At 71.7% G+C, this 16,488-nt stretch carries 20 protein-coding genes; 9 read left to right on the top strand and 11 right to left on the bottom strand.

Translation table 11 applies throughout. The annotated features are described in order from the left end of the window. Nucleotides 1-22 precede the first annotated feature (22 nt). A complete protein-coding gene (locus ACIBQ8_RS04385) occupies nt 23-322 on the bottom strand; it encodes a hypothetical protein (protein WP_397191055.1) in 300 nt (99 codons plus the stop codon). 215 nt (nt 323-537) lie between these two features. On the opposite strand from ACIBQ8_RS04385, the gene ACIBQ8_RS04380 reads away from it, so the two are divergent. Next, nucleotides 538-1,131 (top strand): DUF6461 domain-containing protein, encoded by a 594-nt coding sequence (locus tag ACIBQ8_RS04380; RefSeq protein WP_397191054.1) that lies wholly within the window; start codon nt 538-540, stop codon nt 1,129-1,131. 64 nt (nt 1,132-1,195) lie between these two features. On the opposite strand, the gene ACIBQ8_RS04375 is transcribed toward ACIBQ8_RS04380, so the two are convergent. Continuing rightward, nucleotides 1,196-2,122: a phosphotransferase family protein gene (locus tag ACIBQ8_RS04375; protein ID WP_397191053.1), complete on the bottom strand. Its 927-nt coding sequence runs from the start codon at nt 2,120-2,122 to the stop codon at nt 1,196-1,198. Between the two features lie 422 nt (nt 2,123-2,544). Here ACIBQ8_RS04375 and ACIBQ8_RS04370 point away from each other — a divergent pair, with 422 nt between their 5' ends. Further along, nucleotides 2,545-2,682, top strand: coding sequence for a hypothetical protein (locus tag ACIBQ8_RS04370; protein ID WP_397191052.1), 138 nt, complete (start codon nt 2,545-2,547; stop codon nt 2,680-2,682). A gap of 32 nt (nt 2,683-2,714) precedes the next feature. Here the strand turns inward: ACIBQ8_RS04370 and ACIBQ8_RS04365 are convergent, their stop codons facing one another. The 3 genes from ACIBQ8_RS04365 to ACIBQ8_RS04355 form a co-directional block, all read right to left on the bottom strand. Beyond that, nucleotides 2,715-4,040, bottom strand: coding sequence for a serine/threonine-protein kinase (locus tag ACIBQ8_RS04365; RefSeq protein WP_397191051.1), 1,326 nt, complete (start codon nt 4,038-4,040; stop codon nt 2,715-2,717). A gap of 81 nt (nt 4,041-4,121) precedes the next feature. After that, nucleotides 4,122-4,613, bottom strand: a complete 492-nt coding sequence (locus ACIBQ8_RS04360) for an SRPBCC family protein (RefSeq protein ID WP_397169002.1) — start codon at nt 4,611-4,613, stop codon at nt 4,122-4,124. 63 nt (nt 4,614-4,676) lie between these two features. Beyond that, on the bottom strand, nt 4,677-5,534 hold the full coding sequence (locus ACIBQ8_RS04355) for an alpha/beta fold hydrolase (protein ID WP_397169000.1): 858 nt from the start codon (nt 5,532-5,534) through the stop codon (nt 4,677-4,679). A 97-nt stretch (nt 5,535-5,631) separates the two neighbouring features. Here ACIBQ8_RS04355 and ACIBQ8_RS04350 point away from each other — a divergent pair, with 97 nt between their 5' ends. Continuing rightward, on the top strand, nt 5,632-6,240 hold the full coding sequence (locus tag ACIBQ8_RS04350; protein WP_397168998.1) for a TetR/AcrR family transcriptional regulator: 609 nt from the start codon (nt 5,632-5,634) through the stop codon (nt 6,238-6,240). 374 nt (nt 6,241-6,614) lie between these two features. Further along, nucleotides 6,615-7,421: a sulfite exporter TauE/SafE family protein gene (locus tag ACIBQ8_RS04345; protein ID WP_397191050.1), complete on the top strand. Its 807-nt coding sequence runs from the start codon at nt 6,615-6,617 to the stop codon at nt 7,419-7,421. 25 nt (nt 7,422-7,446) lie between these two features. Here the strand turns inward: ACIBQ8_RS04345 and ACIBQ8_RS04340 are convergent, their stop codons facing one another. Beyond that, on the bottom strand, nt 7,447-8,397 hold the full coding sequence (locus ACIBQ8_RS04340) for a TetR/AcrR family transcriptional regulator C-terminal domain-containing protein (protein WP_397191049.1): 951 nt from the start codon (nt 8,395-8,397) through the stop codon (nt 7,447-7,449). A gap of 187 nt (nt 8,398-8,584) precedes the next feature. Between ACIBQ8_RS04340 and ACIBQ8_RS04335 the strand changes: the two genes are divergently transcribed. Further along, the gene (locus ACIBQ8_RS04335; protein ID WP_397191048.1) at nt 8,585-9,388 is read left to right on the top strand and encodes an alpha/beta fold hydrolase; all 804 of its coding nucleotides are present in this window, start codon (nt 8,585-8,587) and stop codon (nt 9,386-9,388) included. A 98-nt stretch (nt 9,389-9,486) separates the two neighbouring features. Here ACIBQ8_RS04335 and ACIBQ8_RS04330 read toward each other — a convergent pair whose 3' ends face one another. The 5 genes from ACIBQ8_RS04330 to ACIBQ8_RS04310 all read right to left on the bottom strand — a co-directional run bounded on the left by ACIBQ8_RS04330 (nt 9,487) and on the right by ACIBQ8_RS04310 (nt 12,603). Continuing rightward, nucleotides 9,487-10,056, bottom strand: a complete 570-nt coding sequence (locus ACIBQ8_RS04330; protein ID WP_397191047.1) for a TetR/AcrR family transcriptional regulator — start codon at nt 10,054-10,056, stop codon at nt 9,487-9,489. A gap of 9 nt (nt 10,057-10,065) precedes the next feature. Then, nucleotides 10,066-10,965, bottom strand: coding sequence for an SDR family NAD(P)-dependent oxidoreductase (locus tag ACIBQ8_RS04325; protein ID WP_397191046.1), 900 nt, complete (start codon nt 10,963-10,965; stop codon nt 10,066-10,068). A 63-nt stretch (nt 10,966-11,028) separates the two neighbouring features. Beyond that, nucleotides 11,029-11,253, bottom strand: coding sequence for a hypothetical protein (locus ACIBQ8_RS04320; protein WP_397168986.1), 225 nt, complete (start codon nt 11,251-11,253; stop codon nt 11,029-11,031). 138 nt (nt 11,254-11,391) lie between these two features. Next, nucleotides 11,392-11,958 (bottom strand): DUF4240 domain-containing protein, encoded by a 567-nt coding sequence (locus ACIBQ8_RS04315; RefSeq protein WP_397191114.1) that lies wholly within the window; start codon nt 11,956-11,958, stop codon nt 11,392-11,394. A gap of 306 nt (nt 11,959-12,264) precedes the next feature. Then, on the bottom strand, nt 12,265-12,603 hold the full coding sequence (locus ACIBQ8_RS04310; protein ID WP_397191045.1) for a hypothetical protein: 339 nt from the start codon (nt 12,601-12,603) through the stop codon (nt 12,265-12,267). A 371-nt stretch (nt 12,604-12,974) separates the two neighbouring features. Here ACIBQ8_RS04310 and ACIBQ8_RS04305 point away from each other — a divergent pair, with 371 nt between their 5' ends. From ACIBQ8_RS04305 to ACIBQ8_RS04290, 4 genes are all read left to right on the top strand, one after another. Beyond that, on the top strand, nt 12,975-13,595 hold the full coding sequence (locus tag ACIBQ8_RS04305; protein ID WP_397191044.1) for a hypothetical protein: 621 nt from the start codon (nt 12,975-12,977) through the stop codon (nt 13,593-13,595). Between the two features lie 262 nt (nt 13,596-13,857). Next, nucleotides 13,858-14,679 carry a lysostaphin resistance A-like protein gene (locus tag ACIBQ8_RS04300; protein ID WP_397191043.1) on the top strand — a complete coding sequence of 274 codons (822 nt, stop codon included), beginning with the start codon at nt 13,858-13,860 and terminating at the stop codon, nt 14,677-14,679. After that, entirely contained in the window at nt 14,676-15,830 is a 1,155-nt protein-coding gene (locus ACIBQ8_RS04295; protein ID WP_397191042.1) for a sensor histidine kinase, read from the top strand. Before ACIBQ8_RS04300 ends, ACIBQ8_RS04295 begins: the two co-directional genes overlap by 4 nt. Then, nucleotides 15,827-16,486 carry a response regulator gene (locus ACIBQ8_RS04290; RefSeq protein WP_397168980.1) on the top strand — a complete coding sequence of 220 codons (660 nt, stop codon included), beginning with the start codon at nt 15,827-15,829 and terminating at the stop codon, nt 16,484-16,486. The genes ACIBQ8_RS04295 and ACIBQ8_RS04290 overlap by 4 nt, the downstream gene beginning before the upstream one ends. The last annotated feature ends 2 nt before the right edge of the window (nt 16,487-16,488 follow it).

The raw sequence follows: 16,488 nt of genomic DNA, 5'->3' as shown, positions 1-16,488 counted from the left end.
GTTGACGGCAGGTCGCTTCGCATCAGAGCCGTTGACAGTAGAAGCCGCCGAGGTTGCCCCTGGGATAGGTGAGCACGAGGTCGCACAGGTATGTGCCGGTGCCCTGCCCGGACTTGATGATCACTATCGCGTCGATGCCTCCGGACGGGGCCCCGTAGCAGGGCTCGCCGTTGACGTGGAGTGAGCCCGGAGCCGTGGGCTCGTCCAACACGTTTCCGGTGTCGCACGAGTAGTGGCCCGTGGCTGCTTGCGCTGGTGCTGCCAGCGAGGAGACTGCCAGCAGCGCCGCGCCCATGATGGTGGCGAAGCGCTTGATGGTCATGGTTCGACGGTAGGAGCGGGCGCCGGCCACTGCCAGATGCGCACGTCACCAGCAGGCATGAGATTCACACAGGATGCTCGGCCGCAATCGTGGTTGTGCCGCTCAATGGCTGGGCTATTCTGCGCGCGTTACCGCGTGAAGCGGAGGAGTAAGTGAAGCGGGAGCAGGCCCGCCCCTTAGGCCGCGCCTGCTTTCCCTGATCGCGGAGACGTCACATGCCAAAACCCACCGACCTCTACGAATTACTCGCCACCCGAGGGTTCGACGGTGCGGCCGAATATCCGGGTTTCCACATCGTGTGGGCCGAAGGGATGGGGGGCAACGAACTGGCCCGGCGGGTCGGCGCCGATCCGGCCCCTGTGTACCGGTGTGGCCTGGACGATGTGGCGGGCCTCGGTGGCGGCCGTGCAGGCATGTGGGCCGGCGCTGCCGGCGGATGGGTGCAGGCCTTCATGTTCGACTGGTTTCCGAATGACTTCTCCTGGATCAAGGAGGCGTCGCGCGGAACGCGCCTGCTGAACGTTCAATGTGCCGGCGGTCAGCGTCTGGACTGGGCCGTCGACGGCGTCACGGTGGTCGGGCTCAACCTCGTCTGGCCGAGTGAGCGGTTCGGGGCCGACCCCACCGCCCTCGACCAGCTCATGCGAGACCTGCACTTCCAACTGGACGAACCAGCGGACATCTTCAACGAAGATCCCACCACGGTCGAAGTGAGCGTGACATCGGCACTCCGGCTGGCAGGCCGCCTCACCGGGCAGGAGATCGACGCGCGGTGGCTGGACCGCCCCCACAGCCTGTACCTGTTGTGACCTCAGCACCGACGCCTTCCCGGTTACGTGTCACGGCCGGAAAGAATGTGCAGGGCTTCAGGCGTCAGGACAGCTCGTTCCAAGGGGGTGGGGGAGTTGACGCGAAGAAACGGAGCAGGCCCAGGAGCCGGCTGGCCGGAGGTGCGGTCCAATGGCGTTCGTCCGGGCGCGGAATCGGATTTTCCAAGCGGCCGAGAGCCCAGGTGAGATGGAACCACAACACACGGGCTTCCCAATGAGAAATGTCCTGACCGGTTTCCTGCCGATAACCGTCGAGCATGGCCGGGACGACCGTGAGGGGCATCTTGGCGAAGTCGACGGCTGGGTCGGCCCATTCGGCATCGCCCCAATCCACGATCCCGTTGAGCTGAACCCTCTTCGAGGAGGAGACGAGCAGGTTCTGTGGCGCGATGTCGCCGTGGACCAGGACCATGGGCGCGTTCGTGGGGAGATGGTGTGCGAGCCGGTCGAACCATCCGGTGAGCCAGCGGGCGGTCTCGGCATCGATCCAGCCTTCCTTGAGGAGGCGGCCGGTGAGTGCCCAGGGGTCGGCGGCGCCGTCATCCACGGGGACGCCGGCAAGGGCCGGTACGGTGTCCGGAGTGAGCCGGTGGAGTTTGCCCAGTTCCCGCCCTACTTGCCGGAAGAGATGTTCGGTGCCGGCTGCGGGTGGGTCGAGGCGCGCGAGATCCACTCCCTGGGTCCGGGTCAGCACCATGTAGGGCACGTCCACGACTGAACAGGTGTCGTCGAAGGCGACGACTTCCGGAGCGCGCACGCCGGCGTCCCGGGCGACGGGGATGACCGCGGCCTCCTTGACCAAGTCCGGGAGGAACTGTTCGGCCCGTGGGATGCGCAGGACCAGGTCGGCTCCGAGCAGGTAGACGCGGTTGGCCACCCCGGTGGGAAGCGGCCGCACCTGCTCGGCGGTGGTGCCGTACCGGCCGGCGAGGGCGGCCAGCGTTTGGTCGCTCGTCCCGTATTCCGCCATGGTCGAGCATGCTGGCACGGATGGCTGGGAGCTGTCTCACCCTTTTCGGCGGTGTCGGACGGCGTATTGACGGTGTGGCCTGCGAGGAGGACTCTGTCCGGTCTCCCAGGCCGGGATCGCCTGCTCAGATCCCGGCCCCTGGGTCAGTTGACCACTGTGTTCGTCAGCACGCCTGCGCCTGACCTCCCTTCGAGGCAGCCGCGCGGCACGAGGTGATCAACGTGCTCGCCACCCTCGCGTCCCGTCCCCCAGGTAAGGGGTGAGCGTCGAACCGATCTTCGCCGACAGCGTTCCGGCGGCGGTCCGGCTGATCGCACCGTGCCCGGACGCAGCCCGGCCAGCGACCCGGCCTCCACCCCCAGGTCGACAGTGCCCGCGAGCCCAGCCGGGGGCGGCAGACCCCATTCGCCGCCGGTGAGGGTGTGCGTGGCCGAGGTGCCCCCTTCCAGGTCACGCCGGGCCGCGGCGGCGGTCGTGGCGGGCAGGCCGAGCTGCAGGAGCGCGAAGCCGCTCCTGGATCCGGCCTCGGCGGCGGCAGCCTGCCGATCGCCGTCTTCTGACCACCGCAGCCGTCGCCTTCAGCGGCCACGCCTCAGCACATCGACGGGATGCAGGTGAACGGGTTCTCCATCGGGGACGGCTGCTGCGGCTGGGCGGGCGGCTGGGTGGTCTGCCGCGGCGGCTCGGGCTCGGGCTCGTGCTCCGGCGGGTTCTCTGTGTTCCCGGCGGGCGTCCGGTGAGGTAGGGAGCGGTCATCGACGGCGTTGCTCACCGCGTCGCCCGTCCTGGTGGGGCGGGTCGCGGGGGCCGAGCTCTCGGGTCGGGCCCGGTGCGTGGCCGGCGGGGACGACGTCCGCTGCGGGGTGCTTCCGACCTGCTGCGGCGAGGTGGTGGTCGCGGCCGGGGCCGGGGCGGTGGCTGTGCCGGACGACGGGGGAGCGGCCGAGCCGATCGTGGCCGGGGGCGGCGCGGGCGGGTCGGCCGTGGTGATCAGCACGCCGCCCGTGACGAGCAGCGCGGCCGTCGCGGCGGCGGCCATCGCCGGCAGCGCGTGCCGTCGCCGACCGGCCGGACGCTCCGGCGGCGCGGACGACCCGGCGGCCGGTCCCGGTACGACCTCGGGCGAGGTCAGCCCGGCGACCAGGTCGTCGGCGCTCGGCCGCGCGGCCGGGTCCTTCGACAGGCCGGCGGTGACGAGCCGGAGCAGGGCCCCGGTCAGTCCCGAGACGGCCGGCTGCTCGTTCAGGATGCGGTTGAGCACGGCCGGCGTGGAGTCGGCGCCGAACGCGGGCCGTCCCGAGGCGGCGAACACCATGGTCACGGCCCAGGCGAAGACGTCGGCAGCGGCCGTCACCTGCCTGCCGCCGATCTGCTCGGGCGCCAGGTAGGACGGCGTGCCCATCAGCGGGCCCGTCGAGGTGCTGCCCGGCGCGTCCAGGGCCCGGGCGATGCCGAAGTCGATCACGACCGGGCCTTCGGGCCCCATGAGGATGTTGGCCGGCTTGAAGTCGCGGTGCAGCACCCCGGCCCGGTGGATGGCGGCCAGCGCGGCGGCGGTGCTGATGGCGAGCCGCTCCAGGGCGGCGCCCTGCCGTGGTCCCTCGGTGGCGACCAGGTCGCGCAGCGAAGGGCCGGGCACGTACTCGCTGACGATGTAGGGGCGCCGGCCGGCCAGGTCGGCGTGGAGCACGGGCGCGGTGGAGAACCTGGCGACCCGCCGGGCGATCTCCACCTCGCGCAGGAACCTGGCGCGCGCGCCGGGGTCGGTCAGCAGGCCGTTGTGCAGCAGCTTGACGGCCACCCGCCGGCCGGCGGGGTCGCGGCCCAGGTAGACGACGCCCTGGCCGCCCTCGCCGAGCCGGGCGACGAGCTCGTACGGCCCCAGCGTGCGGGGATCGTCCGCCCCCAGCTGATCCACTCGGCCTCCAGGAACACATGAACGGACAGGACAAAAGGGACCGGCGGCTCCGCGGTAGTGATCACCGCCCGCCGACTTCTCTCAGCCCGGCAGGCCGCCCGGGTGGGCGTCGGCGACGAGGCTCAGAACGACGTCGTGCTCCAGCAGCGCCTTGAGGGCGCTGATCAGGAAGGTGAAGCCGCCGGTGGAGTCGGTCACGTAGCGGACGAGCTCGTCGCCGGTGCCGGTGAACCCGCTCTCGGTGACCTGGACGTAGGTGGTGTCGTCCGGCATGGGGGTGAAGCGGAACTCGACCGTGGTGGGGGCGTCGGGAGTGTAGTTGCCCCAGGTGAAACGGATCCGCCGGTTCTCCTCCACCTCGGCGACCGAGGCCCGGGCCGACGCCCCGTACATCTCCCATTCCCAGGTCAGCTCGGCGCCGGGGGTCATCTTCCCGCTGCTCCTGGTGTACCAGATCTTGCTCATGACAGCGGGATCCACGACGGCCTGGAACACCTCGCGGGCGGGGCGGCGGATGAGCATGCCGACCTCCACCGAAGGGATCGTGGTGAGTTCGAGCGTTCGTGCGGACATGCGCTGGGTCTCCTCTCGTGGTCCTGGACCGGCGTCACGGACGTGGTCGCCGCTCCAGAGTGCTCACGGGCAGCGTGTCAGGAAAGGGCGTAACGCGGTGATCAGCGCGGCCGGATTGTCCTCCTGGACGTTGTGCCCGGCGTCCGGCACGACGACGAGCTCGCCGTCCGGAACCTGCGCGACCAGGCGTTCGGCGGCGGCCTGGGGGAGCACCCTGCTGCGTCCGCCCCGTACGAGCAGTACCGGCGTCCTGCCGAGCTGAGCGGGCAGCCGGTCGATGGCCGCCAGGATGGCGGGGAAGTCCGGAGGGCGCGGATCGCCCTTCGGCACCCAGCCGCCCCCTGGTGCGCGGCGGAACAGTGTGCTCATGCGGTAGGCGACACTGGCCCGGTGGGCGCGTGGATTGACCCGCATCGCGGCCTCCACCACCGTCTCCAGCTCCCGCACCGGGCCGAGCCCGCTGATGAAGGTCCGCACCCGCCAGGTGCTGTCGAAGTCCACGCCCGGCGCGACGTCGATGAGAACCAGCCGCTCCACCCGGCCGGGACGCTCCTCGGCGACGTGGGCCGCGACGACGCCGCCCAGGGACATGCCGACCAGCCGCACCCGGTCGAAGCCGAGATGATCGGCCGCGGCGACGACGTCGGCCGCGAGGGTGCCGATGCGGTAGTCGCCGGACCAGCCGCTCTCGCCGTGACCGCGCAGATCCAGCGCGATCAGCCGGGCGGCGCCGCGCAGCCCGAGGCAGACGAAGTCCCACGTGTGCGCGGTCAACGCGCCACCGTGCAACAGCAGCACCGGCGGCCCTGTCCCGCCCCAGTCGAAGCCGTGCAGCGGGCAGCCCGCCCGGGAGAAGCGGATCTCGCGGGGCGGCGCCGGCTCGTGGACCGTGACGCCCAGTGCCGCCGCCAGCTCGGTCATCGCCGGAATCGTGAACTGTCCCCGCACGTGCCACCCCCTTACCTTGAGGGTCCAAGGTAAGGGCTGCTGCCTTGACTGGTCAAGGTAATGTGGACGCGTGGCCACCCGAGTACGACGCCGGCCCGAGGACGCCAAGCGGCTGATCCTGGAGGCGGCGAGCAAGCTGCTCGCCGCGGGCGGCCCCGCCGCCGTGCAGGTGCGCGCCGTCGCCGCGGAGGTCGGGGTGTCCGACGCCGCGGTCAACCACCACTTCGGCACGCGCGAACGACTGCTGGAGTCGCTGCTGCGATTCGGCGGGGCCAAGCTCAAGGCCGAACTGCACACGGTGCTGGGCACGTGGGCCGATGCCCCGATCGACCTCGCCGAGCTGGTCCGCACGCTGTCCGCGCTGTACGCCGGCGGTTACGCCGAACTGGCGCTCGCGCTGCACCGTTCCGGCTGGCGGGACACCGGCAGCGGAATGCTGGACGAGCTGGTGGATCGGCTGCACGCCCAGGCGCTGCGGCACTGCACGGCGAGCGGGCGGACGCCGCCGTCCCGCGAGGCGATCCAGCTGACCGTGTGCGCCCTGCACCAGGCGGTGGCGACGGAACCGCTGTTCGGCGACGAGTTCCGCCGGAGCGTCGGACTGGACGACACGGCCCGGGATCGTCTGCTCGACTGGTGGACCGAAGCCCTGCGCGCGACCGTCTCCGGGCAGGGATAGCCGTGTCGTGACGGTGGAGGAGCGCCGATTCCGCCGAGCGGGGCACGCTGGCCGAGGCCGGACGCGTTCACCTTCGTCCACGCCGACCGCCGTCCTGCCACGTCTGCGCAGAGCGGCCGTCCTTCGGGCGACGCGGACGTGGCGGCCGACGCTGGTCGTCCGCACTTCCTGACCGGTGCTCCGGGAGAACTCGCCGCGGAGAGTACGGTGTCAGGTGAGTGTCTAGGGTTCCGCCGCCCGGCCCGTTTCACGCGGGTCCGGCGGGCCTGGTCCGAGCGATACCGCCGGCGGCTCGGGTGGCCACCGGTCAACTGAAGGGACAAAAGCCTGGAGGTCGTGGTTCCCGCGAGCGCGGGAGCCGGAAAGGCCTCCTGGTGTGCCCGACCGTCGTGCTGTTCGTCCAGTGCCTGCCCGGTGAGCTCTCACGACAGGACGCATCGGCTCTTGAGCCGTCCGCCGGCCTTCTCCCCACGCTGCTGGCCGCGTCAGTGCTGGCCTTCGCTCTGGCCTGGCTGTCGTCGGTGGGCGGCGTGGGGGGCGGCGTGCTGATGCTGATCGCGTTCACCGCCCTGTTCGGTCTGCAGGTGGCGCTGCCCATCCACACACTGACTCAACTGGCCAGTAACGGCGGCCGCGCCTGGTTCAACCGGCACGCCGTCCAGCGGCGGGTCATCGCGTGGTACGCCCTGGGAGCCGTCCCCTTCGCCCTGACCGGCGGGCTTCTGCTGCCCTACGTGCCGGTAGAGCCGCTCAAGCGGGTTCTCGGCGGGTTTCTCATCGTCACTCTCCTCTGGCGGCGATTCCGGCCGCCGCGAGCGGTGCCGGGCGACAGGACGTTCGCCGCCGTCGGCGCCGGTTGCGGTCTCGCCTCGGCCCTGTTCGGGGCGTCAGGACCGGTCGCGGCCCCGTTCTTCCTGGTCAAGGGGTTCATCGGCAGCGCGTACATCGGCACCGAAGCCGCCGCGTCCCTGGTCGTCCAGCTCACCAAGATCGTCGCTTATGGCGCGGGCAGCCTGCTCTCGGCGCACGTGCTGCACCTCGGCCTGGCCCTCACCCCGGCCGTCGTCGCCGGAGCGTGGCTGGGCCGACGAACCGCCGCCCGGATGCACGCCCAGGCCCTCGTGCTGGTCACCGAGGCCGGAGTGGCCGTCGCGGCGACCTTGTTGCTCGCCGGGATCTGAGCGGGGCCCGTCCTGGACGGCGTCGTCAGGGCTCGCGGCCGGCCCGGCGAACGGGCTCGTCGATCAGCGTCACGATGCCCTCCAGCAGGCGCTGGAGCCCGAACTCGAACAGGGTGCCCAGGTCGAGCGAGCGGGGCGGGACGAGCGCCAGGTTCGGGAACGCCGGGTTCTTCGAGGGCCCCTTCAGGGCCGGTGTGCCCCGGGCGTCCATCCACTGCTCGTCGGTGATCCCCGAGTGGGCCGCGGCCTCGGCTTCGGCTTCCAGGCTCGTGGCCACCCCTCGGACGTACGCGGCCACGCAGACATGGATGTGCAGGCTCGTGGCCGGGTCGAGGCCGAGCCCGTCCAGGGCGCGCATCGTCCATTCGCTGTGGGCCATCGCGCGGGAGGAAGGCAGGGGCCGGGTGAAGGAGACGGCCCGCGCCAGCCACGGGTGACGCTGGTACATGGCCCACTGCTGCCTGGCCGCCACCTCCAGGCAGCGGCGCCATCCGGGCGGCGGGGGCTCCGGCAGCGGGAACTCGCCGAAGACCGCGTCGGCCATGAGCAGGATCAGGTGCTCTCTGCTGGACACGTGGCGGTAGAGCGCCATGGTGGTGACGTCCAGATCGGCGGCGAGACGGCGCATGGACAGCGCGGCCAGCCCCTCGGCGTCGGCGACGGCCAGCCCGGCGCCGACGATCCGGCCCCGGTCCAGGGACGCCGCCGGACGTCTGCGATCGTGCGGACTCCGCTGGCGTGGGCCCGGGGTGTCGACGACCGTACCGACTCCGGGAACCGGCCGGGCCAGACCGGCTTGCCGCAAGGCGGCCAGCGCCTTGGTGGCGGTGGCCATGGCCACGCCGAACTCCCGGACGATCTGCCGCGTGGAGGGCAGCGGGTCCCCGGGCCGGAGCTCACCGCTCTCCACGCGCCGGCGCAGCTCGGCGGTGATGCGCAGGAAGGGCGGATCCGAGGAGGGTTCGGTACGGCTCATCACAAGACGTCCTCCATCCGACCGCACTAGTGCACACAGCTCCAAGCCGGTCGTTGCTCCAGCCGGGCTCTTCCGGTTTCACCAGGCGTACTAGTGCACGCTCGACTCCAGATGGCACGCCAGTCTACGGTGCATACATTCGGCACGGGACCGCCTGGCCAGAGACCGAGACGATCGGAGCACCGACATGCCCGGCACGATCCCCACCCCGGTGCGGGCAACACTGGAACTGGACGGACGCCGCCTGTCCTACCTCGACTTCGGTGGCCCCGGCAGGCCGCTGCTGGCACTGCACGGCCATCTCGACCAGGGCATGATGTGGAGCGGCCTGGCGGCCGAGCTGAGCCCTGAATGGCGGGTCATCGCGCCCGACCAGCGAGGGCACGGCGAGTCGGACCGGGCCGCGGACTACTCCCGAGAGGGTTACGTGGCCGACCTGGCGGCCCTGCTGGAGCACCTGAACGTCGGCCCGGTCGTGGTTCTGGGCCACTCTCTGGGCGGGCTGAACGCCTACCAGCTCGCCGCCCGTCACCCGTCCCTGGTCCGTGCCATGGTCGTCGAGGAGATCGGCGCCGTCGTCTCGGGTCCGAGTCGCCTGGACTTCCTGCTGCCCAGCCCTTATGAGGCCGCCACTCACGACGAGCTCGTCGCCGGGCTCGGCGCAGCGGGCCCGATGTTCGCGAGCCGTCTGCGGCGACTGCCGGACGGCACCTGGCGCCTGCCGTTCCATCCCCAGGACACGATCGAGTCGGAACGCGCCAACTGGGGGGATCACTGGGCCGACTGGCTGGCGACCGACATCCCCGCGCTGCTGCTGGTGGGCGAGGACAGCCCGATCACCGGCGGTCAGGCGCGGGAGATGGCCGAGCGGCGGCCGCACACCCGGCTGGTGACACTCCACGGTGACCATTTCGTGCACCTCCAGGACCCGGCGGGCTTCACCGGCGCGATCCAGGACTTCCTGCGAACGATCGACATCACCTCCGCATGACGAACGCCCCCGGCGACCCTCTGGGCCGCGATCTCCTCGACGCGCCTCGCTGCGGAGGACGTAGGTGAGGACCAGCCCGCTTCTCTGTTCGTCCCGGTCTACGGCGTGACCCGCAGGCCATCCAGGAGCGTGGCGAGGTAGCGGCGGGCGGTCGCGGCCCGGTCGGCGGTCGCTCCGCCGTGCACCTGCGCGGCGTAGGCGATGCCGCACATCAGCGGGACGAGGTCGTCGGCGGCCAGGTCGGGCCGGACCGCTCCGGCCTCCCGCGCTCGCCGGAGCAGCGTGTCGCCCGCCGACCACACCGCCTTCTTGAGCTCCGTCGTACGCGGCAGCGCGTCGGCCGGCGCCGCGGCGACCGGGGCCAGGGAGGCGTCGCCCACCTGGGCCTCGACGGTACGCATCAGGAAGCCCTCCAGCGCGCGCCAGGCGTCGGCGTCGGCCAGCGCCCGCTCGCCGTGGGCGGCGAGGGCTTCCAGGCACGGCGTCGCGACGGTCTCCAGCAGCGCCTCGGGGGTGGCGAAGTGGCGGTAGACGGTGCCGACCCCGACGCCGGTGCGGCGCGCCACGTCGTTGAGCTGCAAGGGGACGCCTTCGTCGACCAGGGCACGGGCCACGGTGACGATCTTGTCCCAGTTGCGGGCCGCGTCCTTGCGCAGTGGCGTCGTCATGGGCCCAGGTTAACCGGATCGTCCATCCAGATGCGGCCGGGTCAGCGGCGCGTGACGTTCGCTCAGCGCGCGTACGGCGTCGGCGATCCGGGGGTCGGTCGCCGCGCGGAAGATCGGGACCGGGCCGCCGTGCGGGCCGATGACCAGCCCGGTCCGGCCCTTCAGGGCCTCGTCGGTGGCGGCGACGACGGACGACCGGGCGGCGGCGGAGGCCGGGCCGGACGTCGAGCGTTCGAACTTGCGGCGCACCAGCGGCCACAGCAGCCGCAGGGCGGGCGAGACGATCTTCGGGTCGGTCATGGTGCCGTCGGTCATGCCGGTCGCGGCTCCGCCCGGGTCGGCGGCGAAGACCGACACGCCCGTGCCGTCCAGGCGGGCGGCCAGGTCGAGGGTGTAGGCCAGGTTGGCGAGCTTGGCCCGGCCGTACCAGTGGAAGCCGTAGTAGCCGCCGGGCGGCTCGGCGGCGTCGAACACCCGCTTGGCGGCGACGACCGCGCCCGAGGTGACGTTCACCACCCGGCTCGGCGCCCCGGCGGCGAGGACGGGCAGCAGCAGCTCGGTCAGCAGGTACGGCGAGAGGTGGTTGACGACGAACGACGCCTCGACCCCGTCGCGTTCCTGCCGGTCGGGGAACATCGCCCCGACGTTGTTGACCAGCACCGTCAGCTCCGGATGCGCGTCGGCGATCCGCGCGGCGAGCGTACGGACCTCGTCGAGCGAGCCGAGATCGGCCGCGAGGAACCGGGCGGGGTGGGCCGCCCCGCCGCTGTTGATCCGCTCGACGGCCCGCGCGCCCCGTCCGGCGTCCCGGCCGACGACGGTGACCGCGAACTCCGCCTCCGCCAGCGCCGACGCCGTCTCCAGCCCGATCCCGCCTGTCCCGGCCGTCACCACAGCGGTCCTCTTCATTGCCCCACCCCTCATACCGGATACATCATCCACTTTCAGGACTGTAGCATCCATGCGGATGGCTTATCCGCTTCGCGTGGGGGACGGCGGGCAGCCGGTGCCGGGGAAGTGGGCGACGCCGGAGTACCCGCCGTTGTGGTCGGTGGCGTGAACCTGGTGCTGCGTCGCGCCGGCGGGCGCCTGGAGCGCCTGCATCCGCCAGGCGCACGCCGACTCGGCCGCCGCCTGGGACGCGACGGCGAACGACGCGACGAACAGCACCGCCGCCATCACGAATCCGCCTGTCATGACTGAAGTCGATCGTGATCCGCCGGAGCGGGCATCTCCCTGAATGCTTCGGGGCGGACAGCAGCGGGAGGAGGCGCGTTCGCCGGTGGTGCCGTCACGGCGGGTGGTCGTATTCGACCGGTCGCGGACGTCGGCGTGTCAGTCCAGGAAGATCCCGGCGAGGCGTGGCAGGCGGCGGCGCATCTCGTCGTCGGCGACGTCCCACCGGACCCCGGCCGGTTTGGTCAGGGCGCCGAGCGGGCCGGCTTCCGGGGAGGCCGCCAGCGCCTCGTCGAGCCCGTCCGGTTCGCCGGTGAGACGCTGGTAGGCCCGGTGGGCCACCTGGTTGAAGTCGTCGTTCCCGATGAGCACGTCCCCGCCGTCCCGTACCGCTGGATGGCCGGCGAGAGAGTCCGGATCGGCGAGCGCGCGCTCGTACCAGGGGCGGCCGAGCGAGATGAGGCCCTCGCGGAAGTCCATGAACCCGTCGTCGGACCACCAGCCCTCGATGAGGAACGCCGCCGCCCACAGGTCGTACCGGTAGGCATGGTCGCGCAGCTGCCACTGGCGCAGGGCGAACTGGACGATCTCGGCAGGCGTACGGCGCACAAGCCGCTCCTCGCACGCGCGCCCGATCGCGTCGCGCCGCTCGTCGAAGTCCAGTTCCAGCGCGTCGACCTCGGCGCACGCCTCATCGATAAGGGTCCAGAACTCCTCGACGTCCATCACGGCCCGAGTATGCCAGGCGCTTCGAATCCCCACGCTGCGGCACAACCGGCAGCACCGCCGGCGTGATCACGATCTGCCGCTGGAGTGCTGGACAGGGCGCGCTTGGCGCCCCCGACGGGGTCCAGCTTGAGCGGATCCGAGGTGGCCGTGTCATCCATGAACCACTCATGGTCAGCGCGGATCCGTTACACCCTGGAACTGATCTTCAGCCTCAGTTCGCCTCTAGCGACCTGTCGAGGGCGTGTTGAGCTGAACGCAACGACCTTGATCATGAGCTGTCATTGAGTTCTGGAGCGACGGAGGCTAGCGCAGCCGGTCGAAGGTGCCTTCGGGTGTGCTGTCGAATCCGTCGTCGCCTCGCCAGCGAGCCAGGATCCGGGCGATGTCCTGCGGGGTGGCGGAGGAGTATTCGGGCCAGCTGCTCCAATGCCCGTGGGGGTAGCCGAGCAGCATGTTCAGCACGTTGTTGACAGCATCGTCTTGCTCGCCGGGGTTGTCGGTGTGCGGCCACGCCTGGGCGATCGCCGATACTTCTTCGCGGCTGAAGCCCATGAGGGTCTGGAACTCCCAGTCAGGGAAGAACGGGCCGTCGACGGCGGCGTTCAGGCATTCCTTGATCGTCTGCAGATCGCGATCACTCATGGATCCAACGGCGCCCATGGACCGGATGATCTCATCCGGTGGCGGTGAACACGTAGTCGCTCGCATCCAAGGACGCTGGTGAGCAAGTCGGAGCTGTTGGACGGGCTTGGGCGTGCGTTGCTTGACGGCCCTGGCCGGGACCGGGAGCAGGTCCATCTGGTCAGGCGCATCGATCTCGCGTTCGGCGTCAGCCGCGGCCGCCTCGACGCGGTCGCGGCTGACGCCGAAGGGCGAACATCCTGGAGCTGGCCTCGCTCTTGTGGCAGGTGGGGTCGTGTGCGACCAGGCCATGCTGTCGGCTGTCACCAGGTACCGGGGTGGTCGAGCTGGGCGCGGGGGACGGAACCCAGGTTTACTTGACGGATTCGTACGTGATCATGGAGCTCGGCCACATGGGAGACGTGTTGCACTCGGACTGTCAGCAACGGCTGCGCGACCACTTTCTGGCTGCTCCCGTCGTTCAGGCTCCGGCACCCTGGCGGCCGGTGGCGGACGTCAGAACCCCCATCGGCGGCCTGCTGGGCATCGGCTTCGCCGTCCATCCAGAGAGCAGACGAGATCTGGTCATGGTCGTCTCCAGCGACGGTCACGGGCTCTTCGACGCGGTCACCGGCGAGAAGATCTCCCGAGACCGTGACCCCGACCCTGACACCAGCACCCCCAATACCTCCCCGGACCTCACCTGCCCCGGTCTCGGGCCTGTCGCGGGCACCCGGGTGCACATTGCCGGCCTCTTCGGCGGCGGCCTGCACAGCACCACCCCAGACGGCTGGTGTCTCGACGTCGTCTGCCCCGAATGGCCCAGCCACCGCGTCCTGCTCTCCGCGGATGGAGGCACCTACAAGGGCCCACCCGGGCAAACCTGGTGGCACATCTTCCATGCGGACTACTCCACCTTTCGCGCCGCCGGATTCTCGCCTTCAGGCCTCACCCTCGTCGTGGCCACCAGCAGCGACCTCAACCTCTGGACACGACCAACTCTCGACTCGTGAGCATCAACGCCAGTTCTGGCCTCGCCCGATCGTCCTCAGCACCTGCGCCGGAGGGCCGGCAGTGCGAGGAGGCGGCCCTTCATGCGGAGATCGCCCGCAGGGGAACGCATAGGGGACAGGACGGTCCCCCTGGAAAGCTGCCGTCCCTCGTGCGAGCTACCCGTGACTGTCCACCCCGCGGGGACGACTCCGGCGCGCCGCGTCCCTAGCGTTTCCTGGTGTCGGCGGTCTTGGTCGTGCCGCCCGGGTGAGGGAGTTCGTCATGCGGTTGTTGAAACAGCTCGTGCCCGTCGCGGCGGTCGCCTTCGTGGGCTACGCGGTCGCCGGCGCGGTGGCGGGGAGTCCGCCGGCCACCCTGCTGGCGGGCGTCGCCACGGCGGTGCTGGCCGTGCTCGTCTACGCCCGCGTGGTGCGGTGGTCGGAGGGGCGCGTGCCGGAGGAGGTCGCCACGCGCGGCGCGGCCCGCCTGCTGGTCCGGTGGACGCTGGTCGGGGCCGCGCTGTTCGCGGCCGTCGTGGCGAACCTCGCCCTCGTGGGCGGCTACCGGATCGACGGCTTCGGCTCGCTCGCGGGCGCGGCCGGGCTGGTCGGCTCCATGGCCGCCGCCGCGGCGACCGAGGAGCTGCTGTTCCGCGGCATCCTGTTCAGGATCGTCGAGGAGCGCGCGGGGACGTGGGGGGCGCTCGTGCTGACCGGCCTGCTGTTCGGCATGTCGCACCTGTTCAACCCGCACGCCGACCTGTGGGGCGCGCTCGCCGTCGCGATCGAGGCGGGTGGCATGCTGGCCGCCGCCTACGCCGCCACCCGCACGTTGTGGGTGCCGATCGGCCTGCACTTCGGCTGGAACTTCGCGGCGGCCGGCGTCTTCGGCGCCGAGGTCTCGGGCAGCGGCGCGACGCAGGGCCTGCTGCACGGCACGACGTCGGGCCCGGCACTGCTCTCGGGTGGCGCGTTCGGGCCGGAGGCGAGCGTGTACGCGGTGGCGGCCGGCCTGCTGCTGACGGTCGCGTTCATGTGGCTGGCCCGCCGCCGGGGGACCGTGGTCGCGTTCAGGCGGGGCGCGACCGCTACGCTCACCCGATGATCGATCTGCGACGGGCCGCGGAGGCGTGGCGGCGGTGCGATGTCGTGCTCCGGGACCTGCCGCTCGGTCTGCTGGTGGCCGTCGCGTCGCTGCTGCCCGCGCTCCACGGCAAGGGGACGCAGGTCGGCGACCTGCCCGCCCGCCCGTTCGACGCGGTGGCGATGCTGGTGATCGTCCTGGAGTGCCTGCCGCTCGCCGTCCGGCGGCGGTGGCCGGCGGTGTGCCTGGTCCTGGTGTCGATCGGGTTCGTGATCGACCAGCTCCGGGGGTACCACCTGTTCGCGAGCAACATGATGACCATCGCGCTCATCAGCGCGGGCGCCCATCTGGAGCGGGGCCGGCGGGTCACTGTCGTCCTGCTCTCCCTGGCGTACGTGCCGCTGACGTTCGCGCTCGCCCGGCTCGGCGCGATCGAGCGGGTGGAGGGGTACGTGGTCTTCTACCTGGCGCTGGTCCTGGCCTGGGGGATCGGGGCGTGGCTGCGGTCGACCCGGGCCGCCGAGGCCGAACGCCGCCGGCACGTCGCCGAGGCGACCCGGGCCGCCGAGCGCACCAGGATCGCCCGCGAGCTGCACGACGTCGTGACGCACCACGTGACGGCGATGGTCGTCCAGGCCGAGGCCGCCCGCTACCTGACCGCCGCCCCCGAACGGCTGGAGGCGACGCTGAACGCCGTCACCGACACCGGCCGCCGGGCCATCGCCGACCTGCGGCAGATGCTCGACCTGCTCAAGGCCGACCACGACACCGACGTCGGCGTGGCCTCCGCAGGGGAGCTGCGCACCCTGGTGGAGCAGACCCGGCAGGCCGGGCAGCCGGTGGAGTTCGCCGAGCAGGGCAGCCGGGCGGAATCGGCGGGCAGCGCCGAGTTCGTCACCTATAGGGTCGTCCAGGAGGCCCTGACGAACGCCCTCAAACACGCCCACGGCACCCCGACCGTGGTCGAGGTGCGGTACGGCGAGAAGGAGATCAGCGTGTCGGTCAGCACCGGCGGACCCGGTTCCGGAGCCGTCCCGCCCGGCGGGGGCGGGCGGGGGCTGGCCGGGCTCCGCGAGCGGGTCGAGGCGCTGGGCGGCGAGTTCGCCGCCGGCCGCCAGGCGGGCGGCGGCTTCCTGGTACGCGCCCGCATCCCCGCGGGCGGCCCGTCGTGAGCGCGCCGATCCGGGTGCTGGTCTGCGACGACCAGGCGCTGATCCGCACCGGCTTCGCCACGATCATCGACGCCCAGCCGGACCTGGAGGTCGTGGGGGAGTGCGGCGACGGCCGCGCCGCCGTGGACCTCGCCCGCCGGCTGGCCCCCGACATCGTCGTCATGGACGTGCGCATGCCGGTGCTCGGCGGCATCGAGGCCACCCGGCTGCTGGCCGGCGCGGGCGTCGCGGAGCCGGTCAAGGTGCTCGTGGTGACCACGTTCAACCTCGACGAGTACGTCTACGAGGCGCTGCGCGCCGGGGCCAGCGGCTTCCTGCTCAAGGACGCCCCGCCGGCCCAGCTCCTGCACGGCATCCGCACCGTCGCCTCGGGCGCCGCGCTGCTGGCCCCCGAGGTGACGCGGCAGCTCGTCGGCCGGTACGCGGCCCGCATCCGTCCAGCCGGGCCGCCGTCCGGCGAGGGCGCGCTGACCCCGCGCGAGCTGGAGGTGCTGCGGCTCATCGCCGACGGCCGGTCCAACAGCGAGATCGCCGCCACGCTGGTGATCAGCCAGGAGACCGTCAAGACGTACGTGTCGCGCATCCTGACCAAGCTCGACCTGCGCGACCGCGTCCAGGCCGTGGTCTACGCCTACCGCAACGGCCTGGTGACCTGACC

The sequence above is a fragment of the Nonomuraea sp. NPDC049646 genome (assembly GCF_044465525.1).
Classification (GTDB): domain Bacteria; phylum Actinomycetota; class Actinomycetes; order Streptosporangiales; family Streptosporangiaceae; genus Nonomuraea.
This window is presented reverse-complemented; position numbering and strand designations above follow the sequence as displayed.